22 protein-coding genes, 2 rRNA genes and 2 other annotated features are annotated in these 24,497 nt (G+C 40.2%); all 24 genes read right to left on the bottom strand.

Going from position 1 to position 24,497, the window contains the following annotated elements; all coding sequences use genetic code 11:
* Positions 1-250: 250 nt before the first annotated feature.
* On the bottom strand, positions 251-853 hold the full coding sequence (locus tag BME96_RS00685; RefSeq protein WP_071648030.1) for a class I SAM-dependent methyltransferase: 603 nt from the start codon (positions 851-853) through the stop codon (positions 251-253).
* 163 nt (positions 854-1,016) lie between these two features.
* On the bottom strand, positions 1,017-1,382 hold the full coding sequence (gene rplL / locus BME96_RS00680; protein WP_019375544.1) for a 50S ribosomal protein L7/L12: 366 nt from the start codon (positions 1,380-1,382) through the stop codon (positions 1,017-1,019).
* A gap of 69 nt (positions 1,383-1,451) precedes the next feature.
* Positions 1,452-1,952, bottom strand: a complete 501-nt coding sequence (gene rplJ / locus BME96_RS00675; RefSeq protein ID WP_019375545.1) for a 50S ribosomal protein L10 — start codon at positions 1,950-1,952, stop codon at positions 1,452-1,454.
* Positions 1,953-2,013: 61 nt separating this feature from the next.
* Positions 2,014-2,157, bottom strand: a sequence feature (ribosomal protein L10 leader region).
* Between the two features lie 48 nt (positions 2,158-2,205).
* Positions 2,206-2,898, bottom strand: coding sequence for a 50S ribosomal protein L1 (rplA, locus tag BME96_RS00670; RefSeq protein WP_019375546.1), 693 nt, complete (start codon positions 2,896-2,898; stop codon positions 2,206-2,208).
* A 213-nt stretch (positions 2,899-3,111) separates the two neighbouring features.
* The gene (gene rplK / locus BME96_RS00665; protein ID WP_019375547.1) at positions 3,112-3,537 is read right to left on the bottom strand and encodes a 50S ribosomal protein L11; all 426 of its coding nucleotides are present in this window, start codon (positions 3,535-3,537) and stop codon (positions 3,112-3,114) included.
* Between the two features lie 946 nt (positions 3,538-4,483).
* Positions 4,484-5,020 carry a transcription termination/antitermination protein NusG gene (nusG, locus tag BME96_RS00655; RefSeq protein WP_019375549.1) on the bottom strand — a complete coding sequence of 179 codons (537 nt, stop codon included), beginning with the start codon at positions 5,018-5,020 and terminating at the stop codon, positions 4,484-4,486.
* 181 nt (positions 5,021-5,201) lie between these two features.
* Complete coding sequence (secE, locus tag BME96_RS00650; RefSeq protein WP_019375550.1) at positions 5,202-5,369, bottom strand: preprotein translocase subunit SecE; 168 nt, start codon at positions 5,367-5,369, stop codon at positions 5,202-5,204.
* A gap of 35 nt (positions 5,370-5,404) precedes the next feature.
* Positions 5,405-5,554 carry a 50S ribosomal protein L33 gene (gene rpmG, locus BME96_RS00645; protein WP_071648028.1) on the bottom strand — a complete coding sequence of 50 codons (150 nt, stop codon included), beginning with the start codon at positions 5,552-5,554 and terminating at the stop codon, positions 5,405-5,407.
* 106 nt (positions 5,555-5,660) lie between these two features.
* Positions 5,661-6,308: an RNA polymerase sporulation sigma factor SigH gene (gene sigH, locus BME96_RS00640; protein WP_071648027.1), complete on the bottom strand. Its 648-nt coding sequence runs from the start codon at positions 6,306-6,308 to the stop codon at positions 5,661-5,663.
* A 130-nt stretch (positions 6,309-6,438) separates the two neighbouring features.
* Positions 6,439-6,948, bottom strand: coding sequence for an NYN domain-containing protein (locus BME96_RS00635; RefSeq protein WP_071648026.1), 510 nt, complete (start codon positions 6,946-6,948; stop codon positions 6,439-6,441).
* Positions 6,948-7,694, bottom strand: a complete 747-nt coding sequence (gene rlmB / locus BME96_RS00630) for a 23S rRNA (guanosine(2251)-2'-O)-methyltransferase RlmB (protein ID WP_071648025.1) — start codon at positions 7,692-7,694, stop codon at positions 6,948-6,950. Before rlmB ends, BME96_RS00635 begins: the two co-directional genes overlap by 1 nt.
* A 1-nt stretch (position 7,695) precedes the next feature.
* Positions 7,696-8,094 (bottom strand): Mini-ribonuclease 3, encoded by a 399-nt coding sequence (locus BME96_RS00625; protein WP_019375554.1) that lies wholly within the window; start codon positions 8,092-8,094, stop codon positions 7,696-7,698.
* 2 nt (positions 8,095-8,096) lie between these two features.
* Entirely contained in the window at positions 8,097-9,503 is a 1,407-nt protein-coding gene (gene cysS / locus BME96_RS00620; RefSeq protein ID WP_071648024.1) for a cysteine--tRNA ligase, read from the bottom strand.
* Positions 9,484-10,152, bottom strand: coding sequence for a serine O-acetyltransferase (gene cysE, locus BME96_RS00615; RefSeq protein WP_060681876.1), 669 nt, complete (start codon positions 10,150-10,152; stop codon positions 9,484-9,486). The genes cysS and cysE overlap by 20 nt, the downstream gene beginning before the upstream one ends.
* 189 nt (positions 10,153-10,341) lie before the next feature.
* Positions 10,342-10,554 (bottom strand) — a binding site (T-box leader).
* Positions 10,555-10,596: 42 nt separating this feature from the next.
* The gene (gene gltX / locus BME96_RS00610; RefSeq protein WP_071648023.1) at positions 10,597-12,066 is read right to left on the bottom strand and encodes a glutamate--tRNA ligase; all 1,470 of its coding nucleotides are present in this window, start codon (positions 12,064-12,066) and stop codon (positions 10,597-10,599) included.
* A gap of 202 nt (positions 12,067-12,268) precedes the next feature.
* Positions 12,269-13,366: a PIN/TRAM domain-containing protein gene (locus BME96_RS00605; protein ID WP_019375558.1), complete on the bottom strand. Its 1,098-nt coding sequence runs from the start codon at positions 13,364-13,366 to the stop codon at positions 12,269-12,271.
* Positions 13,367-13,609: 243 nt separating this feature from the next.
* Positions 13,610-14,983 carry a DNA repair protein RadA gene (radA, locus tag BME96_RS00600; RefSeq protein ID WP_019375559.1) on the bottom strand — a complete coding sequence of 458 codons (1,374 nt, stop codon included), beginning with the start codon at positions 14,981-14,983 and terminating at the stop codon, positions 13,610-13,612.
* Positions 14,984-15,495: 512 nt separating this feature from the next.
* On the bottom strand, positions 15,496-17,922 hold the full coding sequence (clpC, locus tag BME96_RS00595) for an ATP-dependent protease ATP-binding subunit ClpC (RefSeq protein ID WP_019378984.1): 2,427 nt from the start codon (positions 17,920-17,922) through the stop codon (positions 15,496-15,498).
* A 17-nt stretch (positions 17,923-17,939) separates the two neighbouring features.
* Entirely contained in the window at positions 17,940-19,004 is a 1,065-nt protein-coding gene (locus tag BME96_RS00590) for a protein-arginine kinase McsB (protein WP_060681874.1), read from the bottom strand.
* Complete coding sequence (locus BME96_RS00585) at positions 19,001-19,549, bottom strand: protein-arginine kinase activator protein McsA (protein WP_019378982.1); 549 nt, start codon at positions 19,547-19,549, stop codon at positions 19,001-19,003. The genes BME96_RS00590 and BME96_RS00585 overlap by 4 nt, the downstream gene beginning before the upstream one ends.
* A 13-nt stretch (positions 19,550-19,562) precedes the next feature.
* Entirely contained in the window at positions 19,563-20,030 is a 468-nt protein-coding gene (locus BME96_RS00580) for a CtsR family transcriptional regulator (RefSeq protein WP_019378981.1), read from the bottom strand.
* A gap of 193 nt (positions 20,031-20,223) precedes the next feature.
* Positions 20,224-20,877 carry an MgtC/SapB family protein gene (locus tag BME96_RS00575; RefSeq protein WP_071648022.1) on the bottom strand — a complete coding sequence of 218 codons (654 nt, stop codon included), beginning with the start codon at positions 20,875-20,877 and terminating at the stop codon, positions 20,224-20,226.
* A gap of 310 nt (positions 20,878-21,187) precedes the next feature.
* Positions 21,188-21,303, bottom strand: a 5S ribosomal RNA gene (rrf, locus tag BME96_RS00570).
* Positions 21,304-21,425: 122 nt separating this feature from the next.
* Positions 21,426-24,341 (bottom strand): 23S ribosomal RNA (locus BME96_RS00565).
* Between the last annotated feature and the right edge of the window lie 156 nt (positions 24,342-24,497).

Raw genomic sequence — 24,497 nt, 5'->3', positions numbered from 1 at the left:
CAGGTTGTTTTTTGAATCCTCATTTTAAACACGCTAACAAACTTGCAATCCGAATATATACAAGTTATGGATCTATTTTATACCAAGCCGAAAATAACAATATAAATAGAAAATAAGGGAAAATCTCCCTTTCAATCTTACCATTATTTCCCTAGCACGGAGAAATATACGTCATTTTTATAAAATACCCTATTGACATAAGAATCGCCATGTTAGCATTTATTAAGCATAACATACACGTATACCTTGGTCAAACATTTATAGCCCGAAGAATAAAGTAACCTTTATCCTTTGTTACGACTTCTACATTCCCAAATAATTCTTCTAATTTACCCTTCGCGGAAGGAGCTCCCTGCTTTTTCTGTATTACAACCCATATTTCTCCCATCTTCATCAATGCCTTCTTTGACTTTTCGAACATTTGATGAACCGTCTGTTTCCCTGCTCTGATTGGCGGATTCGTCAAGATCGCAGCAAACATCCGACCATCCAGTTGAGAGAACTGGTCGCTTTGGATAAACTCCGCATTATTAATTTGATTTTTAGCAGCATTTTTTTCAGCTAAAAGGACAGCTCTTTCATTTACATCTGCCATAACTACATGGCGGTCGGGGTAAGAATCAGAAATCGCAATACCAATCGGTCCATACCCACACCCCAAATCCAAGATATCTCCTTGTATTTCAGGTGGGCGGAATTGTTCTATTAGTAATTTTGATCCGAAGTCGACTTCATTCTTCGAAAACACACCCAGATCACTTGTAAATGTATATTGCCTTTCTTTCAACCGATAACTCCATGTCTTTGGTGAACTTTTAGATTGAGGTTTTTTTGAAAAGTAATGCTCTGACATTTGGCACCTACTTTTTAATAAAATAGATTGAGAAGATAGGAGAGGCACAAATCAATAAACAACATCAGCTTTTCCTTTGGTTGTTCATACTTTGTGCCTCCTCATCATATTTTATATATAGAGAGCCCGTCGTTAGCTTGTACGACGAGCCCCATTATTGAAATTACTTAACTTCTACAGTTGCGCCAGCTTCTTCTAGCTTGCCTTTAACTTCTTCAGCTTCTTCTTTAGATACAGCTTCTTTGATTGCTTTTGGTGCGTTATCAACCAAGTCTTTTGCGTCTTTAAGACCAAGACCAGTGATTTCACGAACTGCTTTAACAACTTTAATTTTTGAAGCTCCAGCACTTTCAAGTACTACGTCAAATTCAGTTTGTTCTTCAGCAGCTTCTCCAGCGCCAGCTCCACCTGCTACTGCAACTGGTGCTGCAGCTGTTACACCAAATTCTTCTTCAATTGCTTTTACTAAATCGTTTAAGTCTAATACAGACATTTCTTTAATCGCATCAATGATTTGTTCTTTAGTCATGATATTATTTCCTCCTAATTATTATTAATTTTTTATAAAACGAAACAGATTGATCTGCTTATTATCCAATTATGCGCCTTGTTCTTCTTTTTGCTCTGCAATTGCTTTTGTAGCATATGCAAAGTTGCGAACAGGAGCTTGAAGTACGCTAAGCAACATAGAAACCATGCCTTCGTAATTTGGTAGATCTGCAAGTTCCTTGATTTGATCAAGTGTTGCGACTTTACCTTCAATTACGCCACCTTTGATTTCCAATGCCTCATGCTTTTTAGCGAAGTCATTTAAAATTCTTGCTGGTGCTACTACATCTTCTGTACTGAAAGCAACCGCGTTAGGTCCTACCAATACATCAGAAAGGTCATTTAACTCTGCAGCTTCTACAGCACGTCTAGTCATTGTATTCTTATATACCTTGAAGTCAATTCCTGCTTCACGAAGTTGTTTACGTAATTCAGTAACTTCAGCTACGTCAAGGCCACGATAGTCTACAACTACAGCAGTTTGACTCGCACGGAATTTTTCAGCAATCTCTTCAACGATTTGCTTTTTCTTCTCGATAATGCTGGACATTGTTCCACCTCCTATTGTCATTGTTTATTATACCGTATAGAAATAGCGCAAGCGCCTGTTTATTAACAGAAGAAAAGCTCCCATGCAGACATGGGAGCTTAATATAACAATTAACCTATTACAGGCTAATCTGCTTTTAAACACCTCGGCAGGATATTAAGCGAAGTATCGCCCCTACTGTCTACGGTACAACATATTCATTTATATAACGCATATTAGTATAACGAATATTTAACTAAAAGTCAACATGTTATTAACGATATGATGAAACGTCTACTCTTACACCAGGGCCCATTGTGGAAGTTAATGAAACATTTTTCATGTAAGTTCCTTTAGCAGCCTGTGGTTTAACTTTAACTAAAGTTTCAGTGATCGCTTCAAAGTTCTCAATTAGTTTCTCATTATCAAATGAAAGCTTACCAATTGGAACATGGATGTTAGCAGATTTATCTACACGATATTCTACTTTACCAGCTTTAATATCTTTAACAGCTTTTTCTACTTCGAAAGTAACTGTTCCAGTTTTAGGGTTAGGCATAAGGCCTTTTGGCCCTAACACGCGGCCAAGTTTACCAACTTCAGCCATCATGTCAGGTGTAGCTACGATTACATCAAAATCAAACCAACCTTGGTTAATTTTATTAATATAATCAGACTCACCTACGAAGTCAGCTCCTGCTGCTTCAGCTTCTTTAGCTTTTTCACCTTTTGCAAATACTAGTACACGTTGTGTTTTACCAGTACCATGTGGCAACACCATTGCGCCACGAATTTGTTGGTCTGCTTTTTTAGGGTCTACGCCTAAACGAAAAGCAGCTTCAACAGTTTCATCAAAGTTTGCTTTAGCTGCTTCTTTAACTAAAGCTACAGCTTCTGCTACATCATATGATTTAGAACGATCAACAAGCTTAAGAGCTTCTTGATGTTTTTTACCTTTTTTAGCCATTTTATTTCCTCCTCTTTTGTGGTTATAACGGTAATACCTCCCACTTATAAAAGCAACAGCTTTTATAAAGCATGTGATAAAACTGGTCCATCACATTCACGAAAAAGGTTGCGAGTAATGGCAATCAATCGCAACCTATACCGTATAAATTTGGGTAACCCATCTCTTCTCTCGCTTATAAAAGCAAGCATAAGAATGGATCTCCATTAAAAATTAGTCTTCAATCGTAATACCCATGCTGCGAGCAGTTCCTTCAACCATACGCATGGCTGCTTCTACGTCTGCTGCATTCAAATCAGGCATTTTAGTTTCTGCGATTTCTTTTACTTTGTCGCGTTTAACAGTTGCGACTTTATTACGGTTTGGCTCACCTGATGCAGTTTCAATACCAGCTGCTTTTTTCAATAGAACAGCTGCAGGTGGAGTTTTTGTAATAAATGTAAATGAACGGTCTTCAAATACCGTAATTTCAACAGGGATAATCATACCCGCTTGATCTTGGGTACGTGCGTTGAATTCCTTACAGAATCCCATGATGTTAACACCCGCTTGACCTAGTGCCGGTCCAACTGGTGGTGCCGGATTAGCTTTTCCAGCTGGGATTTGCAGCTTTACTAATTTAATTACTTTTTTAGCCACGAGACACACCTCCTTAAAGTCCGTGATGTGGTAATAGGGGATGTCCCCTCCCACTCCTATTTCCATTTTCTCCAATAAAGTTGAGAACATGAATAACAAAAAAATTTTAGCATGAATAAGAAAATATTGCAAGGCTTTGTCAAAGATTACTATTTCTTTGAGCCAAGAAAGATTAAATATTGACCAAAAATTGCCTTTCGAATAAATGATTTTAAACCATTTATTGGGACATCCATTGATTCACAAAATAGATATACTGCGACGTAACTAAGAATATAGAGGCTGCGTAAATCACCGCTACGGGGAAATATTCCGCTTTCCGCGGGCGGCTGATGAGCCTCCTCACGCTACGCGTTCCGGGGTCTCATCGAGGCCTCTCCTCCCGCAGGACAAGGAAAGCTTCGTCAGCAAGGCATTGCACGAAGAAAATGTGTATTTTCATTTTCGAGGAGTCTCCATATTTCCCCTTCGCTACTATGTACATTTATATCTACGAAGAAAAATTGCGTTCACATAGATCCAGAATATGCTATGGACGAATTGATTGGAGTGGAATGCGGCAATCTAAGAACGCCACGTCCTGGGACTGCGTTTCCTCGTCCCACCGAAAACATTTGTGGCAACGATTGCATGACCAACGTCCTGTTGGCCCGCGACTCCTGCCGGAATAGCATGAGCTGAAGACACTAAACGGAGCGTAGCGGAGGAAGCGGCTGAAGCCATGCCGGCGGAAAGCGTCCGCATGCAACGGAAATCAATGGGGCAATTCTCCTCAAATATTTCACTGAGCTTTTCATCAATAAAGTTACGTCGCAGTTTCCTCCTACTATGAAACAGTAAAATTATTCGAGGTGGCATATGTACCTTAACATTTGCAATAGAACAAAATAATTATTCACTCTAATAATAAAAGCCCCTCTCAAGTTGGGAGGGACTTATCAAAGAATTAGGATAGCTTTTCTATTTGAGAGAAGTCCAACTCCACTGGAGTCTCTCTGCCGAACATATTTACATGAACTTTTACTTTTTGTTTATCAATATCTATGTGTTCAATCGTGCCAGTAAAGTCTGTAAACGGCCCATCTGTCACCTTAACGCTTTCTTTCACTTCAAAGTCTACTTGTACAGCAGCTTCTGTTACGCCCATACGTTTTAACACAGCTTCTGCCTCTTCAGGCCATAACGGTGTCGGCTTTGTTCCACCACCACTTGAACCGATAAAGCCTGTTACTCCAGGCGTGTTCCGCACAACATACCAAGAGTCATCAGTCATAATCATTTCAGTTAATACATAGCCTGGGAAAAACTTCTTTTTAGAGACCTTCTTTTTACCGTTCTTTATTTCTGTCTCTTCATCTTCGGGAACAATCACACGAAAAATTTTATCCTCCATGCCCATCGTCTCTACCCGCTTTTCCAAGTTCATTTTTACCTTATTTTCATATCCGGAATACGTATGAACAACATACCAATTTTTCTCCATTTGTCCAGGACAATTTATTTGCCCTTCCCTCCCTTTATATGGAATAATGCTTTCCAGCAATTTATTATTAATGCTTAGCAATGTTTTTTTGCAATTTAAAAAACCCGTTTACCGGGTTTTCAAATTGAAATATTATTAACCATTATAGCATAAATATAATATTATTATTCAACTAATATCATTAAAGTAAGTTTAATAATTGCGAGATTCCTAAATCAATTAAAAAGAAAAATACTGCAACAAAGGCTACTGTAGCAATAACAGTTATTGTATAGCTTGTTAATTCTTTACCCTTGGGCCAGCTTACCTTTTTCATTTCTCTCGATACATTTTTAAGAAATTTAAACATGCTTGTACCCCCAAACTCTACGTAAAATCCAGTCTCTATTTTGTCTCACGATGCAACGTATGCTTACCACATCTCTTACAATATTTCTGTACTTCCAATCTTGTAGGTTGTGTGGATACATTCTTCGATGTCGTATAGTTTCTATTTGAACATAGCGAACATGCTAATGTTACTTTTTTACTCATCTTTCTCACCCCAAAGCCTGGGAATCTATAATTTATCTAAAACGTGTCGTTTTCAGCCTGCTAGTATAAATGTAGCATGGTTAGAAAAAAGTGTCAACGCTTGCCATTAAGAGTTTTTACTGGCCTCCATCAATTGTTCCAATTTACGCTTAACACGTTGAAGTGCATTGTCTATTGATTTTACATGCCTTTTCAACTCCACTGAGATTTCTTGGTAGGTTTGGCCATCTAAATATAAATGGAGCACCTGCTTTTCCAACTCGCTTAATAATTCAGATAATTTAGTTTCTAAATCTCCAAACTTCTCTCTGTTCACTAGTAATTCCTGTGGGTCAATTGCTTTTGATCCCGCTATTACATCCAGAAGCGTTCGATCAGATTCTTCGTCATATATTGGCTTGTCCAAAGATACATAGGAATTAAGCGGCAGATGTTTTTGACGAGTCGCTGTTTTTATTGCTGTTATAATCTGTCTGGTGACACAAAGCTCTGCAAAACCTTTAAAGGACGATAATTTCTCTCCATCATAATCACGTATCGCTTTATACAGACCGATCATTCCCTCTTGAATAATATCCTCTCTATCTGCACCAATAAGAAAGTACGTTCGCGCTTTTGCACGAACGAAGTTTTTATATTTATTTATAAGAAAATCCAGGGCACGACTGTTACCCTGTTGCACTAAAGCGATTACCTCATTATCATCCAGTATACCTAATTTGCTATCGTCTATGTCCAGCTGATCGACATTCACTCAGAATGACCTCCTGACTAACGTGCAGTCATTATAAAAGTCATTATACAGTAAGCGCTTCACTATAGTCAATATCTGGATAAAAGCTTTCCCCCATTTACAGAGGGGTTTATCTTACTTTTGGGTAGCATTATAAATCCCCTCTGCGCCACTTTTCAAACTTTTCCAGTATCCTATCATCCAAAGGAATCTTTGCCTTTGCTTTAATATTTTTATGCGAGTCAATACTTTCCTCGATTTCTTTTTCGATATTTTTTAACTCAATGTACAGTTCTCTTGCAGATTTCCTTAATGCACCACGCCCAAAAATGGTACGTTGCTCTGCAAAATCGGAAGTGGCAACATATACCTGTGTTTGGACATTTTTTAACTTTTTAACAAGCTTTTCAATACATTCATCTGCGGTCTCTTTCTCTTTAGTGTAGATAATCTCTACTTTATAAGCCTCCTGCTTACTTGCTATTCCCTTAACATAGTAAGCATCGAAGACCACAATTACCCGATAACCTGAATATGCTTGATATTCTGCCATTCGTTCTATCAGTCTGTCTCTGGCTTGTCCAATATCTACTTCTTTTAATCGTTGCAACTCTTCCCATGCTCCGATAATGTTATAGCCATCTACCACTAAAATAAACATTACTTATCACCAATTGCGAACCTTTTTCGATATACTTCATAAAGTAATAGACTGCATGCAACAGAAGCATTTAAGGAAGAAACCTTTCCTCGCATAGGCAGGCTAACTGTCCAGTCACATTTTTTGTGAACAAGTCTACTCATCCCTTTTCCTTCATTTCCTATTACCAAACCAATTGGTAATGCACCATCAAGTTTGCGGTAGTCCTCTGTTGCGTCCGCTTCTGTTCCAACAATCCAAACATTTCTTTCCTTCAATTCATCTATCGTATTTGCAATATTAGTTACACGGGCAACAGGAATATGTTCTATTGCTCCAGCAGATGTCTTTGCCACAGTAGCTGTCAGACCAACCGAACGGTGTTTTGGAATAATCACTCCATGGGCCCCTGTGGCATCCGCTGTACGTAAGATGGAGCCTAAGTTATGTGGATCTTCCAATTCATCCAAAATAATAAAAAACGGTTCTTCTTCTTTATCAGCTGCATTTTGAAATAGATCCTCTAAAGAAGCATATTGATAAGAAGCAACATACGCAATTACTCCCTGATGATTTTCCTTTGAGAGCTGATCCAATCTATTCCGAGGCACTTTCTGTACCACTGTCCCAGCTGATTTGCTTAGACTAATTAATTTCCCTTGCGCACCGGCGTTTAATTGTTCTGAAAGAAGAACCTTATTTACCGAGCGCCCGGACTTCAACGCTTCAATTACCGGATTTTTACCAACAATTATTTCCTGATCCATCTTAATCGTTCCTCCCTTCTAAAAAAAGTACCGCCTTTTCCATCAATTCATTTAACCTGTCTTGATTATTCAAAAGATAATGATACCCAAGCAGCGCTTCAAATGCGGTACTGTAACGATATGTCTGTACACTTATATTCTTAGGTATGGAGCCGGATTTGGCGTTTCTCCCTCTAGCAACTACCCGCTCTTCTTCTTCAGAGAGCGTACCGTTTTCCAACCAGTATAACACCACTTGAGCCTGGGCCTTCCCAGATACAAATTGTATTGCCTGTTTGTGGAGCTGCTGAGGTTTCACCTGGCCCTCTTTAAGAAGATGCTCTCTTATATAAACTTCATAGATAGCATCTCCCATATAGGCAAGTGCCAAACTCTTCATCTGTTTAACATCCTGTTTCATGATTAGCCCCTTCTCCAGCGTACCCCTTGGGCAGTATCTTCCAACATAATTCCTTTTTCCTTCAACATATCTCTTATTTCGTCTGCTCTAGCGAAATCACGAGTTTTTCTCGCTTCATTTCTTTCTGCTATTAATGCTTCAATGTCTTCATCAAGCAAATCCGCTTCTTCTTCGACAGTTACCCCTAATACATTCATCAAATCACGTATGGATTCCTGAAAAGCCTCGATGATTTTAGTAGAGGTTTGACTTTCTTGTAAGTAAACATTAGCTTCTTTCGTAATGTCAAAGATTACAGAAATCGCATTAGCAGTGTTAAAGTCATCATCCATTTCTTCCTCAAATCGCTTCTTCAGCTCCTCGATTTTGTTCAACCAATCTTCCTGTTTCTGGTTACTTACTAAGTCCATACTGGAATTTTTCCTGTGCTCTAAATTGGAATATGCTGTCTTAATTCTTTCCAGGCTATTCTCCGCACTTTCAAGTAACTCCGCTGAAAAGTTAATCGGATGGCGATAATGCACACTTAGCATGAAGAAACGTAACACCTGAGGGTTATACTGATTAATTAGGTCTCTCGTCAACACAAAATTCCCTAGTGACTTAGACATCTTCTCGTTTTCAATATTAATATACCCATTATGCATCCAATATCTTGCAAAGGATTTCCCTGTCATTGCTTCCGACTGAGCAATTTCGTTCTCATGGTGAGGGAAAGTAAGATCCTGGCCACCTGCATGGATATCAATTGTGTCACCAAGATACTTCTTAACCATTGCCGAGCACTCAATATGCCAACCCGGACGACCTTCTCCCCATGGAGAATCCCATGCTATTTCTCCATCCTTCGCTTTTTTCCACAAAGCAAAATCGAGCGGGTCTTCCTTTTTCTCCCCAACCTGAATTCTCGCTCCTGAACGCAATTCGTCAACAGATTGATGGGACAATTTACCATAACCCTCAAAAGCTCGAGGTTTAAAATAAACGTCGCCTTCGACTGCATAGGCAAAGCCTTTTTGAACCAATGCATCAATGAATTGGATAATATCCTCCATCGTTTCCATTACTCGTGGATTATGTGTTGCTTGCTTCACCCCTAGTGCTCCTACATCTTCCAGGTAAGCATCAATAAATCTTTCTGCAACCGCAGGTACTTCTTCCTCTAATTCTTTTGCTGCTTTAATAATTTTATCGTCTACATCCGTGAAATTTAGCACATAATCAACATGGAACCCTTTATACTCAAAATATCTTCTCACGGTATCAAATACAATAGCAGGTCTGGCATTCCCGATATGAATATAGTTATATACCGTTGGTCCGCACACATACATGCTGACATGCCCTTCTTTTAATGGTTTAAACTCTTCCTTCTGCCTTTTCAATGTATTATAAATTTGTATCGGCATGACGGTTGCCCTCCTTCAATTTGTTTATTTCCTGCTTCAATAAATCAATCTCGTTTTGCAGATTGTTACATCGTTCCTCTACAGGATCCGGCATTTTATGATGATCCAAATCCCTTCTGATTTTTTCTCCGTTTTGTATTACTACCCTTCCTGGGATACCTACTACAGTTGAATGATCCGGTACATCTTTCAACACAACAGAACCGCCACCAACTTTGGAGTTTTCGCCAATGGTGATAGACCCAAGCACCTTAGCTCCTGTGGCAATTAAAGCATTATCCTTCACTGTAGGGTGTCTTTTTCCTTTTTCCTTACCGGTTCCTCCCAAAGTCACCCCTTGGAAAATGGTAACATTATCACCAATCTCGCATGTTTCCCCAATGACAACTCCCATTCCATGATCAATGAACAGCCTTCGCCCTATCTTAGCGCCAGGGTGGATTTCAATCCCGGTAAAAAAACGGCTTATTTGCGAAATAACTCGAGCGATAAAGAATAACTTTCTTTTATAAAAAGCATGAGCAAGACGGTGTGACCAGACCGCATGTAGCCCTGAATAGGTTAGAAAAACTTCTATATATGTTCGCGCAGCTGGATCCTGTTCAAATACTACATCCATATCTTCCTTCATTCGCTTAATAAATCCCATCTTATCAACCTCCCCATAATTAGTTTAAAAAAGCTTAAGGGAATTCCTTACACAAAAATTTATAAGATCTTGTTGGAAAAAGCGCTTTTTTTGGAACAACCATAAATTATAATACCAAGTTTTTCCCAGTATTTATTTTGTGAATTCTATCGTTTTCTATGGACCTAAAAAAGCGCCTCTGTGCATATACACAGAGACGCTTTTGCGCGGTCCCACTCTGTTTGGAGAACTCTCCCAACTCTTACTCTCATAACGGGAGAGCCTGCCGCCGTTATGTACTTTACTTTTCCATAACGGACTCTGAGGAGCACTTCAAAATCGATGCTTAAAATCACTCTCAGCCTAGGTGATTCTCTCTGAATAAGCTATTCGAATTTTACTTTCCCTCATCTTCGTTCCATATTTTATTAATACTATATACTATTTTAGTTTAGGTGTGAATAATTATGCTCCCAATTGTTTTAAAACTTTATCAAGACGGGCCAAAATCACTTTCTTACCTAATAGCTCTATTGCCATCGGCAGCTCCGGACCATGCGTTTGGCCAGTAGTAGCAACCCTGATCGGCATAAATAGTTTCTTTCCGCGATGTCCTGTCTCTTTCTGTGTTGCTTTGATTTGAGACTTAATGGAGGCAGCTGTGAAGTCGTCCAAATGAATAAGTTTATCTGCGAACACCTGCAAGACTTCCGGAACCTGCTCCTCTTGAAGTACATCCATCGCACCTTCATCATAATTTATTTCTTCATTGAAGAATAGCTCTGTTAGTTCGACAATCTCTGCGCCATAACGCAGTTGTTCACGGTATAGAGAAATGACTTTCTCCGCCCATTCTCTTTCCTCATCACTCATATTTTCAGGTAATTTACCTGCTTCAATAAGGTGAGGCATAGCCAGGTCAATAACCGTACTTAAATCAGCAGCTTTTATATATTCATTGTTCATCCACTTCAATTTATGACGGTCAAAGATTGCAGCAGAAGTTGACAAGCGCTCAGGGTCAAAAATCTTGATCAACGTTTCTTTATCAAAGATTTCTTCTTCGCCTACAGGTGACCAGCCTAATAAAGTGATGAAATTGAACAATGCTTCAGGTAAATAACCTAAGTTACGGTATTGCTCAATAAATTGCAGTATATGCTGATCGCGTTTACTTAATTTTTTACGCTCTTCGTTTAGAATTAAAGTCATATGTCCAAAGGTAGGAGCAGTCCAACCAAACGCATCGTAGACCATCATTTGTTTCGGTGTATTGGAAATATGCTCTTCCCCACGTAGAACGTGCGTAATCTTCATTAAATAGTCATCAATTGCTACAGCAAAGTTATATGTTGGAATACCATTTTTCTTTACAATTACCCAATCACCGAAGTCACTGGATTCAAATGTTATATTCCCACGCACCAAATCATGGAAGGTATATGTTTGGTTTGCTGGCACACGCATACGAATGCTTGGCTTTCTTCCTTCTTTTTCAAATTGATCGATTTCTTCAGCTGTAAGATTAGCATGAGCTCCGGAGTACTTAGGGACTTGTCCTTTTGCACGTTGCTCCTCACGCTCTGCCTCCAACTCTTCTTCTGTCATATAACATTTATAAGCTAATCCTCTTTCAAGAAGCTGATCCACATACTTGTTATATAAATCAAGCCTTTCCATTTGGCGATATGGTCCATAATCTCCACCGATATCTGCACCTTCATCCCATTCAATACCAAGCCACTTTAAGAACATAAGCTGGCTTTCTTCACCACCAGCTACGTTGCGCTTATCGTCTGTATCCTCAATTCGAATAATAAATTTACCATCAAAATGCTTAGCATATAGGTAATTGAATAATGCTGTACGAGCATTTCCTATATGCAAATGACCAGTTGGGCTTGGTGCATAGCGTACACGAACTTCCTCTGTCATGATGTTACCCCTTTCCATAATCTGCTTTAATTTTATCTTTAATTAGGTTCTACTTCAACTATCTACATAGTTCCTTCACGTTGCCTGATTTGTTTATCCTTACTACCACAACAGACAGGGTATAACCTTTATTATAATCCTTCATTAAGTATAACAAAAAGTGATAACAATTTCTGTTATCACTTTATTAGTTATACCCTTTTTACTGTGCTTTTTCAAGTAATTTTGGTTTGGCAAAGATCATTCTGCCTGCAGAAGTCTGAAGCACACTTGTAATTAAAACTTCTATAGTTTTGCCAATGTAATCTCTGCCTTCTTCGACAACAATCATTGTTCCATCGTCCAAATAAGCAATACCTTGGTTTTGCTCTTTACCATCTTTAATAACCTGGACAACTAACTCTTCTCCTGGAAGAACTACCGGCTTAACTGCATTAGCAAGATCATTGATATTTAGTACAGCAACACCCTGCAGATCACAGACTTTGTTTAAATTAAAATCATTTGTAACTACAATACCATTCATTACTTTTGCCAGTTTTATCAGCTTACTGTCTACTTCCTGAATTTCCTCAAAATCGCCTTCATAGATTTCTACCTTTACAGGCAATTCTTTTTGAATACGATTCAGAACATCCAGTCCTCTTCTTCCTCTGTTCCGCTTTAAAACATCCGAAGAATCAGCAATATGCTGTAATTCACCTAGTACAAATTGCGGGATTACAATCGTACCTTCCAAGAAATTCGTTTGACATATGTCCGCTACTCGCCCGTCAATAATTACACTTGTATCGAGAATTTTAGGTTTTGGAAGAGATACGTCCTCATTGTCCACTTCTGTGACTTTCTTTTTATCCCGATCCTTTTTATTTATATTCATCAGATTAATAAACTCTTCTCTACGTCTGAAGCCTACCTGGAATCCTAAATAACCTAATAGTATCATGATAAATAGCGGTATAACCTGAGATATGACCTCAATATTTATATCCTGCAGTGGTCGATTAATAAAATAAGCAATAACAAGACCTACAATTAATCCAATACTACCAAAAAATAAATCTCCAGCGGGTAACTTAATCAAAGCATCCTCAACCCACTTCAAGAAACCTACAATATACCCTGCCAGCCAATAGGATACGATAAAAAATATAATTGCACCAACAGCTGTTCCTAAATATGGGGATGTGGCCCATCGTGCGTCTGTAAAATCTAATAAATTAATAATATCCGGTATATATAAATACCCAATGGTACCGCCCAAAATAATAAAGAATAAATGAACAATCTTTCTTAGCACCACTGTCACCTCCTAGCTTATATTATTACCTTTTTCAGTAAAAAATAATCCTACGAAAGAAACAATTATGAAACCTATTGCATTTTCCCGTAAAAAATAATAATTCTCAACGCAAGAAAAAGTCTTACCTAACAACATGCAGCTTCTTTTATAATTTGTTTCATCATAGCATACATGGGCAACATGCTCAATAAATAAAATCTTATATTCTATCACATCTGAATATTCATATCAATAGAAATGCTATCTGCTCACACCTATATCCAGTGCTTCCTGCACCGTACTAACACCAACTACTTCAATATTCTTCGGTATCGTCCAGCCTTCAAGATTATTCTTTGGGCATATCACACGTTTAAATCCTAGTTTTGCAGCTTCTTGAACACGTTGTTCAATTCGGGATACTCTTCTTATTTCACCTGTTAATCCTACTTCACCAACGAATATATCTTCAGGATTCGTAGGTTGATCCCTAAAGCTTGAAGCAATACTCACTGCTACTGCCAAGTCAATAGCCGGCTCATCTAATTTAACTCCGCCAGCTACTTTTATATATGCATCCTGATTTTGCAGCATAAGCCCTACTCTTTTTTCCAGTACAGCCATTAATAAAGGGACGCGATTATTATCAATGCCAGTAGCCATCCTTCTTGGATTACCAAACGCGGAAGGAGAAATTAAAGCCTGAATTTCTACCAACACAGGTCTCGTTCCTTCCATAGAAGCTACAACGGTAGAGCCAGCAGCTCCTTGAGATCTTTCCTCCAGAAAAATTTCAGAAGGATTCATTACTTCACGAAGACCTTCCTCTTTCATTTCAAAAATTCCCATTTCGTTTGTACTTCCGAAACGATTCTTTACTCCCCTCAGGATACGGTAGGTATGGTGCCGCTCTCCTTCAAAATATAGGACTGCATCCACCATATGTTCCAATAAGCGCGGGCCAGCAATTGCGCCCTCCTTTGTAACATGACCGACAATAAAAATTGGTATTCCGTTTGTTTTCGCTATTTTCATCAATTCACTTGTAGATTCTCGAACTTGTGAAACACTTCCTGGCGCGCTTGTTACCTCTTCTCGATAAACTGTTTGGATCGAATCGACAACAACTAGAGAAGGCTTTACTTCTTCAATCTGCTTAGCGATATCAAATAAGTTCGTTTCAGCAAGGACATATAGCTGATCAGCCTTAATTCCTAACCGATCGGCACGTAGCTTTGTTTGTCTTGTAGATTCCTCGCCCGATATATAAAGAACTGGTAATTGCTTCTCTGCCAATTGGGAAGAAATCTGAAGTAGCAAGGTAGATTTCCCAATCCCAGGGTCCCCACCAATTAATACAAGAGAGCCCAGAACAATTCCGCCCCCAAGCACCCGGTTAAATTCCTTCATGGTCGTAGTAATTCTCGGTTCCTTTTGTGATTCAATGGAAGTAATACTTTCTGGTTTCCCTGCAGGTTTTCCACCAACATTGAATGTATGGTTACCTCGCCCGCCAGTTGCTGCAACTTCTTCCACCAACGTATTCCAGTTGTTACATCCCGGACATTTCCCCATCCATTTAGCTGATTCATAACCACATTCTTGACATACATACTTTGTTTTTCTTTTTGCCAACAGACTCTACTCCTTCACTATCTATTGTATACGAAAAATATAACCATAAAGTTACAGCAATCTATCAATTTATAAAAAAAATTCCATACCGCTGCCACATTTAATACTGTTTATCTTCACTCATTCAGATTATCATTACTTTTCATGCTTTACTTTAAAAATCAGGTCCAATCGTAAATGTCCAGGCACAAACGTTACCTTGTACATTTATAGTAGGGGGAAAGTACGAACTAGAGAAAGCTTATTTTCCAGTTAACACAAACTAGCTAAATAACACCGCTACGGAAATCAATGGGGCATTCCTCCTCAAATATTTCACTGAGCTTTCCATCAAAAAAGTTGTTTTTCTTACTCTAAACAACAATAGTTAATTCGGAGTTTATCCGTCTTACGAATTATTGCATAACCCTAACATATATTTTATAGCCCCAAAATAAAACCTATTTAATGAGTAAAAAAGCTAGAAGTATAATACCTCTAGCCTTTTTACAACTATAGTCCATATCCTAGGTTTAGGATAGTATAGTATATTCACCTTTGTTATTTAAGCCTATTTTCACTTTCTGTCCAATAGCAATGTTCTCTTTTAATAGTTCTTCAGATAATAAATCTTCAATGTTCTTCTGAATTGATCTGCGTAACGGACGTGCGCCATACTCTGGATCAAATCCTTCATTGGCAATTTTCTCAATGGTTTTATCTGTTAAAGAAAGCTCGATATCCTGTTCCTTTAACCGATCTTGTAATTGTTTAACCATAAGCGTTACAATATCTTTCATATGTTTTTTCTCAAGAGAATGGAAGACAATCATTTCATCAATACGGTTTAGAAATTCAGGGCGAAAAGCCTTTTTCATTTCTTCCGTAACCTTTGCCTTCATATCTTTATAATCCTGATTTTCTTCTCCTAAGTTAAAACCAACATATTTGTTACGCTTCAACTCACTTGCTCCGACGTTTGAGGTCATGATAAGAACCGTATTACGGAAATCCACTAGTCGTCCCTTTGAATCTGTCAGACGCCCGTCTTCCAATACTTGTAATAGTATATTAAACACTTCAGGATGTGCCTTCTCTACTTCATCAAGAAGAACCACTGAATAAGGCTTTCTGCGCACCTTTTCTGTAAGCTGTCCACCTTCCTCATATCCAACATAACCTGGAGGTGACCCGACTAGTCTGGAGGTAGAATGTTTTTCCATGTACTCAGACATATCGATGCGGATCATGGCGTCCTCATCTGCAAACATTGCTTCGGCCAATGCTCTCGCAAGTTCTGTTTTACCAACACCAGTAGGTCCTAGGAAAATAAATGAACCGATTGGTCGCTTAGGATCTTTTAATCCTGCACGGGCTCTTCGAATTGCCTTAGACACCGCATTAACTGCCTCTTCCTGACCAATAACACGGCTATGCAATGTTTCTTCCAGATTTAGAAGACGATTACTTTCATCCTTTGTAAGTTTAGCAACCGGTACACCTGTCCAGATGGATACAACACTTGCGATATCCTCCATCGTTACTTCCGTGTCTGTCTGGCCTTGTTTTTCTTTCCATTTGTTTTTAGTATCTTCTAGTTCTTCACGAAGTCGTTGCTCGGAATCGCGTAAAGAAGCAGCTTTTTCAAATTCTTGGCTTTGTACAGCTGCATCCTTTTCTTTGCGAACTTCCTCTAGCTTTTTCTCAAGTTCTTTTAAATTAGGTGGAATGGTATAAGAACGTAAACGTACTTTTGAGCCAGCCTCATCAATAAGATCAATTGCTTTATCTGGTAAAAAACGATCTGTTATATAACGGTCCGATAGACTTGCAGCAGCTTCAATTGCTTCATCGGTAATAGTAACCCGATGGTGGGCTTCATATCTGTCACGCAATCCATTAAGTATTTGTACAGTTTCCTCCAATGTTGGTTCATCAACTTGAATTGGCTGAAATCTACGCTCCAACGCAGCGTCCTTTTCAATATATTTCCGATATTCATCCATCGTAGTTGCACCTATACACTGCAACTCACCACGGGCAAGTGAAGGTTTTAATATATTTGATGCATCAATAGCTCCTTCAGCGCCTCCTGCTCCAATTAATGTATGCAGCTCATCAATAAATAGAATAACATTCCCGGCCTGGCGAATTTCTTCCATTACTTTTTTCAAACGATCTTCAAATTCCCCACGGTATTTGGTGCCTGCAACTACAGTTCCCATATCCAATGTCATTACACGTTTATCTCTTAACGTTTCTGGAACCTCGTTATTAATTACCTGATGTGCCAAACCTTCCGCAACAGCAGTTTTACCCACTCCAGGTTCTCCAATTAATACAGGATTATTTTTCGTACGGCGGCTTAGTACTTGAATGACTCTCTCGATCTCTTTGCTACGTCCAATTACAGGATCAATTTTGCCTTCCTTGGCGCTTTCTGTTAAGTCTCTAGCCAAAGAATCTAATGTAGGCGTACTGGCATTAGACTGCTGGCCACGTCCCTGTCTTCCTGCTTGAGACTCATTACTTCCTAATAACTGTAGCACCTGCTGTCTCGCTTTATTCAAGCTTACACCCAAATTGTTTAGCACTCTGGCAGCAACGCCTTCTCCCTCACGAATTAATCCTAAGAGAATATGCTCTGTGCCAACATAAGAATGCCCCAACTTTCTTGCTTCATCCTGAGATAGTTCTACTACCTTTTTTGCTCTCGGTGTATAGTGAATGGATTGCATTGGCTGTTTGCCAACACCAATTAATTTTTCCACTTCTTCTTGAATCTGTGACACTTCCAGCCCCAAAGATTGAAGCGCCTTTGCAGCAATGCCATCCCCTTCTCTTACAAGCCCTAAAAGGATATGCTCTGTTCCTATATTATTGTGGTGAAGCCTGACAGCTTCTTCCTGTGATAAAGCTAATACTTTTTGAGCTCGTTCAGTAAAACGTCCAAACATCATATAACTATTCCTCCTATCTATTTTTCCAACTGTAATCGTTCCCGTATAAGTGAGGCTCTTAAAATGTCACGTTCATCAGGGTTTAACGTCTTACTAGCATATTGTTGTAAAAATCCAGGCTGTGTTAATATCATTAATTCATTTAAAATGTTTTTAGACACATTAGTAATAATACCCATATCTATACCTAATCGAACATCGGAAAGACATTTTGCTGCTTCCTTAGATTCTATTATCCGACTATATTCTAAAACACCATAGGAACGATAAATACGGTCCTCAAGTCTTTTACTCGATTGTTCCATAATTTGCTTCCGTGCTTTTCGTTCATGATCAATGAGTTGTTCAACAACACTTTGTAAGTCTTCAACAATATCCCCTTCTGATTTCCCAAGTGTAATTTGATTGGAGATCTGATAAATATTTCCTACAGCTTCACTACCCTCACCATAGATCCCCCTTACCACAAGGCCTAATTGGTTAATAGCAGGAATCATTCTGTTAATCTGCTTGGTAAGTGTTAAAGCAGGCAAATGCATCATTACAGAAGCGCGCATTCCTGTTCCAACATTTGTTGGACAACTGGTCAAATAACCTCTTGTTTCATCAAATGCATAGTTAATTTTTTCTTCAAGCCAATCATCAAATTCAAAGGATTTTTCTAATGCTTTATTTAACTGAAACCCAGGTAAATAAAACTGAATTCGAATATGATCCTCTTCGTTAATCATGACAGATACCTGCTCGTTTTCTGAAATCAGCGCAGCTGCAGTATCCGCATGCTTGACTAAATGAGGACTTATTAAATGTTTCTCAACTAAAACCTGACGCTCTACTGCTGATAAATTCTGGATTGGTAAAAACGAAAAATCTTTATATTCCTGGAAAGATTTTTTTTCATAATTATCCTTAAAGAAGTCCCGGATCTCTTCCAACTGGTTTGGGTCAGCTAAAATGGGGTAAGTTGTATTCGCAAAGTTACGAGCTAAACGAATACGACTACTTAGCACAATGTCATTGTCTGGTCCCTCTTCTCGCATCCATGGACTAATTGCTTCATTCATAAAATTTTGCAATGTCATGAGTTATCACCTGCTTCCGAGTTACCCGTGTCATTTTCAAGTGCTTTAATTTTATCTCTTATTTTTGCCGCATCTTCAAAGGCTTCACTTTCAATTAAATGCCTTAACTGAGTTTTGTAGTTACTAATTTGTTTCTTTTTATGAAGGTCTCCGCCCTGGCGTTTAGGAATCTTTCCATGATGTTGTGTGTTTCCTGCATGTACGCGTTTAAATATTGGGTCCAATCGATCAGCAAATGTTTCATAACAAACTGCACACCCAAATTTACCTACACGCTTAAATTGCGAATAACTCATTTCACACTTGGGGCATTGTAATTCTTTAACTTGGTTAAATATACCTTCACTGTTGGATTCTTGTTTCAAGGAATCAAAGTTAAATAACCCTGAAAGCAGATTGTGCAAGGAGTAACCATCCTCTGGATACGACATATAACCTTTTTCCTTGGCACACACTTCACACACATGCACTTCTGTTTTATTTCCATTGATTACCTGAGTAAAATGAAGTGTTGCAGGTCTTTCATGACATTCCTGACATTCCACCACAGATACCTCCTTACTCATTTAAATATTTTAAAGTTGATAGCATTGCTGTTAGTAATCGAGCACGTACTTCATCTCTTAACGGCAGCTGAAAGGCCAATGTATTTCGTCCAATTGCACTTAGAATGAGCTTTGCCTCCCGAGTAGTAATCAAATCTTCCTCTAAAAGACGTTCAAGCACATCTACAGCAGCCTGCTGTGTAACAGTTGGATTAATCATTTCAATAATTTCATCAATTAATTCTGATTTGTCTTGGTGCTTCACCCGCATAATACGGATATAGCCACCGCCTCCACGTTTACTCTCTACTATATAACCCTTTTCCACAGTAAACCTTGTGTTAATCACATAATTTATTTGCGAGGGGACACATTGAAACTGATCTGCAACCTCACTTCTTTTTATTTCAATTACATCTTGACCTTTAGCTTGCAAGATTTTCTTTAAATGCTGTTCAATAATATCGGAAATATTACTCATATGCCCACCCCCTTATCACATATGTTTTGACTTTGACTATCTTTGACATTACCTATATTATACGATAATCAAACAAAGATGCAAATAGTATGTTCACTATTAATCTTTGACAAAAACGGGGGAAACAAAACCTGTAGATCACAAAGCAAACGTTTTCTTTTTTACAAGAGGGAAAAAAGAAGTGAAAAGAGTGCTACTTTAATTCATTCACACTCTTCACCTCATCAATTGATGCAATACGATCAAACACCAGAACAGGATCTGTCTGCTTATTCGGTTCAATTCTAATAAAAATATTTATCATATTACTTTCCAATTTAATAATTTCCACTTTTTTAATTTGCAAATTGACGCTTTCAAAAATGGAAACTACCTGACCAATTTCTAACTGAGGGTGAGCTACAATTTCAATTAATGAAGTTTTACTTCCTTTTGTGAAAAGCTTCTCGAGATTATTTAAAAATATAAGACTCAGCAAGATTACAAAAGTAGTAAATATGGCTGGCGCATACATTCCAGCACCAACTACCAAACCAAGTCCGGCAACGGTCCATATAGAGGCCGCAGTCGTTAACCCTCGAATGGTACCTCCGTAAACAATGATGGTACCTGCTCCTAAAAATCCGATTCCACTAATTACATATGATGGGATCCTTGCAGGGTCGAACCTTATATTTTCATATTTATTAATCCATTCCTCAAAACCATAGAGGGATAGAAGCATCATTAGACATGCTCCAACTCCTACTAATATGTGTGTACGGAAACCAGCTGAGTGATTTTTCAACTCTCGCTCAAAGCCAATTAGACCAGATAACACAAGTGCTACTATAATTCTTGTCATCATTAGGAAAAAATCATCATCAGCTATATGCTCTAAGATGTCCTCCAGTGTCTGTCCCCCCTAACTAACTTAATTTTCTTATATTTTACCTTATGTAAAGCTGTATGCACAACAATAGCAATCGTCACCTCTTAATATATATGCTATGGTCGACATCAATATTATCCAGAGCTTTCAAGTAATGTTTCTATTATTTTTGAGAGAGTCTAAAAGTGAGTACCACATTTAGTATAGAGCCCTTTAGTTAACAATATTAATTGTAAATACAAAAAAAGCATTGAGATACGTTATGTATCACAATGCTTTTTGCTTTGCCTGGCGGCGTCCTACTCTTGCAGGGACAAAGTCCCAACTACCATCGGCGCTGGAGAGCTTAACTTCTGTGTTCGGCATGAGAACAGGTGTGACCTCTCCGCTATTGCTACCAGACCATCCTTAAAAACAAGGACAAGACATATTATATGCATTTTCGTGAAAAAATGCAAGGGTTTTTTTAAATTTATACCCTAAAAACTAAATAAGAGAAAAACAACGACGATCAAAGAAGAAAATTAGTTAAGTCCTCGATCTATTAGTATCCGTCAGCTCCACGTGTCACCACGCTTCCACCTCGGACCTATCAACCTCATCGTCTCTGAGGGATCTTACTCACTCGAAGTGATGGGAAGTCTCATCTTGAGGGGGGCTTCATGCTTAGATGCTTTCAGCACTTATCCTTGCCACACGTAGCTACCCAGCTATGCTCCTGGCGGAACAACTGGTACACCAGCGGTGTGTCCATCCCGGTCCTCTCGTACTAAGGACAGCTCCTCTCAAACTTCCAACGCCCACGACGGATAGGGACCGAACTGTCTCACGACGTTCTGAACCCAGCTCGCGTACCGCTTTAATGGGCGAACAGCCCAACCCTTGGGACCGACTACAGCCCCAGGATGCGATGAGCCGACATCGAGGTGCCAAACCTCCCCGTCGATGTGAACTCTTGGGGGAGATAAGCCTGTTATCCCCGGGGTAGCTTTTATCCGTTGAGCGATGGCCCTTCCATGCGGAACCACCGGATCACTAAGCCCGACTTTCGTCCCTGCTCGACTTGTAGGTCTCGCAGTCAAGCTCCCTTCTGCCTTTACACTCTACGAATGATTTCCAACCATTCTGAGGGAACCTTTGGGCGCCTCCGTTACCTTTTGGGAGGCGACCGCCCCAGTCAAACTGCCCGCCTGACACTGTCTCCGGACCGGATCACGGCCCTGGGTTAGAATGGTCGTACAGCCAGGGTGGTATCCCACGGATGCCTCCACCGAAGCTGGCGCTCCGGTTTCCAAGGCTCCCACCTATCCTGTACAAGCTGTACAAACATTCAATATCAGGCTACAGTAAAGCTCCACGGGGTCTTTCCGTCCTGTCGCGGGTAATGCGCATCTTCACGCATAGTATAATTTCACCGGGTCTCTCGTTGAGACAGTGCCCAAGTCGTTGCACCTTTCGTGCGGGTCGGAACTTACCCGACAAGGAATTTCGCTACCTTAGGACCGTTATAGTTACGGCCGCCGTTTACTGGGGCTTCGGTTCTGCGCTTCGCGTAAGCTAACGCTTCCCCTTAACCTTCCAGCACCGGGCAGGTGTCAGCCCCTATACTTCGCCTTTCGGCTTCGCAGAGACCTGTGTTTTTGCTAAACAGTCGCTTGGGCCTATTCACTGCGGCTCCTCCTTAAAGGAGCACCCCTTCTCCCGAAGTTACGGGGTCATTTTGCCGAGTTCCTTAACGAGAGTTCTCCCGCTCACCTTAGGATTCTCTCCTCGCCTACCTGTGTCGGTTTGCGGTACGGGCACCTATGAACTCACTAGAGGATTTTCTTGGCAGTGTGAAATCAGGAACTTCGGTACTCTATTTCCCTCCCCATCACAGCTTGAAATTGTTGGACGGATTTGCCTATCCAACTTTCTCACTGCTTGGGCGCACACATCCATCGGTGCGCATTCCTTATCCTACTGCGTCCCCCCATCGTTCAAACGCTCATGAGGTGGTACAGGAATATCTACCTGTTGTCCATCGCCTACGCCTTTCGGCCTCGGCTTAGGTCCCGACTAACCCTGAGAGGACGAGCCTTCCTCAGGAAACCTTAGGCTTTCGGTGAAAGAGATTCTCACTCTTTTTTCGCTACTCATACCGGCATTCTCACTTCCAAGCGCTCCACCAGTCCTCACGGTCTGACTTCACAGCACTTGGAACGCTCTCCTACCATTGTTCGTAAGAACAATCCGCAGCTTCGGTGATACGTTTAGCCCCGGTACATTTTCGGCGCAGAGTCACTCGACCAGTGAGCTATTACGCACTCTTTAAATGGTGGCTGCTTCTAAGCCAACATCCTGGTTGTCTGGGCAACTCCACATCCTTTTCCACTTAACGTATACTTTGGGACCTTAGCTGGCGGTCTGGGCTGTTTCCCTTTCGACTATGAACCTTATCACCCATAGTCTGACTCCCAAGTCTAAGTAGCTGGCATTCGGAGTTTGACTGAATTCGGTAACCCGATGAGGGCCCCTAGTCCAATCAGTGCTCTACCTCCAGTACTCATTCCTTGAGGCTAGCCCTAAAGCTATTTCGGAGAGAACCAGCTATCTCCGTGTTCGATTGGCATTTCACCCCTACCCACACCTCATCCCCGCATTTTTCAACATACGTGGGTTCGGGCCTCCAGTCAGTGTTACCTGACCTTCACCCTGGACATGGGTAGATCACACGGTTTCGGGTCTACGACCACATACTCAAATCGCCCTATTCAGACTCGCTTTCGCTGCGGCTCCGTGTCTTCCACTTAACCTTGCATGGGATCGTAACTCGCCGGTCCATTCTACAAAAGGTACGCCGTCACCCATAAACGGGCTTCGACTACTTGTAGGCACACGGTTTCAGGTTCTCTTTCACTCCCCTCCCGGGGTGCTTTTCACCTTTCCCTCACGGTACTGGTTCACTATCGGTCACTAGGGAGTATTTAGCCTTGGGAGATGGTCCTCCCGGATTCCGACGGAATTTCTCGTGTTCCGCCGTACTCAGGATACACTCCGGAGAGAATTCCTTTTCGATTACAGGGCTCTTACCTGCTGTGGCTGATCGTTCCAGATCGATTCATCTAAAGAATTCCTTTGTAACTCCAAAGGAGTGTCCTACAACCCCAGAAAGCAAGCTTTCTGGTTTGGGCTAATTCCGTTTCGCTCGCCGCTACTTGGGAAATCGCATTTGCTTTCTCTTCCTCCGGGTACTGAGATGTTTCAGTTCCCCGGGTCTGCCTCACATAGCCTATGTATTCAGCTATGCGTACTGTTCCATTACGAACAGTGGGTTCCCCCATTCGGAAATTCTCGGATCGATGTCTACTTACGACTCCCCGAGACATATCGGTGTTAGTCCCGTCCTTCTTCGGCTCCTAGTACCAAGGCATCCACCGTGCGCCCTTATTCACTTAACTATTTTTACAATGAATAAGCGTGCTAATTTCTTAGCCTTGCTTTTATTTAAATCTAGCTTTGGCTCCTAGCGACTAGCGCGACTTCCTTCCCCTTCGTACAATAAGTCAACATCGATTCATTTACATTCATCGTGTTTCCTTTATCTCCTACGGGTC

Source organism: Virgibacillus halodenitrificans (genome assembly GCF_001878675.1).
Taxonomy (GTDB): Bacteria; Bacillota; Bacilli; order Bacillales; family Amphibacillaceae; genus Virgibacillus_Q; species Virgibacillus_Q halodenitrificans.
The sequence above is the reverse complement of the archived record's forward strand: the minus strand, read 5'-3'. Positions and strand labels throughout refer to the sequence as shown.

Excerpts from the sequence above, each read along its gene's own strand:
- BME96_RS00685 (WP_071648030.1), bottom strand. The coding sequence starts at position 853 with ATGTCAGAGCATTACTTTTCAAAAAAACCTCAATCTAAAAGTTCACCA.
- rplL (WP_019375544.1), bottom strand. The coding sequence starts at position 1,382 with ATGACTAAAGAACAAATCATTGATGCGATTAAAGAAATGTCTGTATTA.
- rplJ (WP_019375545.1), bottom strand. The coding sequence starts at position 1,952 with ATGTCCAGCATTATCGAGAAGAAAAAGCAAATCGTTGAAGAGATTGCT.
- rplA (WP_019375546.1), bottom strand. The coding sequence starts at position 2,898 with ATGGCTAAAAAAGGTAAAAAACATCAAGAAGCTCTTAAGCTTGTTGAT.
- nusG (WP_019375549.1), bottom strand. The coding sequence starts at position 5,020 with ATGGAGAAAAATTGGTATGTTGTTCATACGTATTCCGGATATGAAAAT.
- secE (WP_019375550.1), bottom strand. The coding sequence starts at position 5,369 with ATGTTTAAATTTCTTAAAAATGTATCGAGAGAAATGAAAAAGGTAAGC.
- rpmG (WP_071648028.1), bottom strand. The coding sequence starts at position 5,554 with ATGAGTAAAAAAGTAACATTAGCATGTTCGCTATGTTCAAATAGAAAC.
- BME96_RS00635 (WP_071648026.1), bottom strand. The coding sequence starts at position 6,948 with ATGTTTATTTTAGTGGTAGATGGCTATAACATTATCGGAGCATGGGAA.
- rlmB (WP_071648025.1), bottom strand. The coding sequence starts at position 7,694 with ATGGATCAGGAAATAATTGTTGGTAAAAATCCGGTAATTGAAGCGTTG.
- BME96_RS00625 (WP_019375554.1), bottom strand. The coding sequence starts at position 8,094 with ATGAAACAGGATGTTAAACAGATGAAGAGTTTGGCACTTGCCTATATG.
- cysS (WP_071648024.1), bottom strand. The coding sequence starts at position 9,503 with ATGCCGATACAAATTTATAATACATTGAAAAGGCAGAAGGAAGAGTTT.
- cysE (WP_060681876.1), bottom strand. The coding sequence starts at position 10,152 with ATGGGATTTATTAAGCGAATGAAGGAAGATATGGATGTAGTATTTGAA.
- gltX (WP_071648023.1), bottom strand. The coding sequence starts at position 12,066 with ATGACAGAGGAAGTTCGTGTACGCTATGCACCAAGCCCAACTGGTCAT.
- clpC (WP_019378984.1), bottom strand. The coding sequence starts at position 17,922 with ATGATGTTTGGACGTTTTACTGAACGAGCTCAAAAAGTATTAGCTTTA.
- BME96_RS00590 (WP_060681874.1), bottom strand. The coding sequence starts at position 19,004 with ATGACATTGCAAAATTTTATGAATGAAGCAATTAGTCCATGGATGCGA.
- BME96_RS00580 (WP_019378981.1), bottom strand. The coding sequence starts at position 20,030 with ATGAGTAATATTTCCGATATTATTGAACAGCATTTAAAGAAAATCTTG.
- BME96_RS00575 (WP_071648022.1), bottom strand. The coding sequence starts at position 20,877 with ATGATGACAAGAATTATAGTAGCACTTGTGTTATCTGGTCTAATTGGC.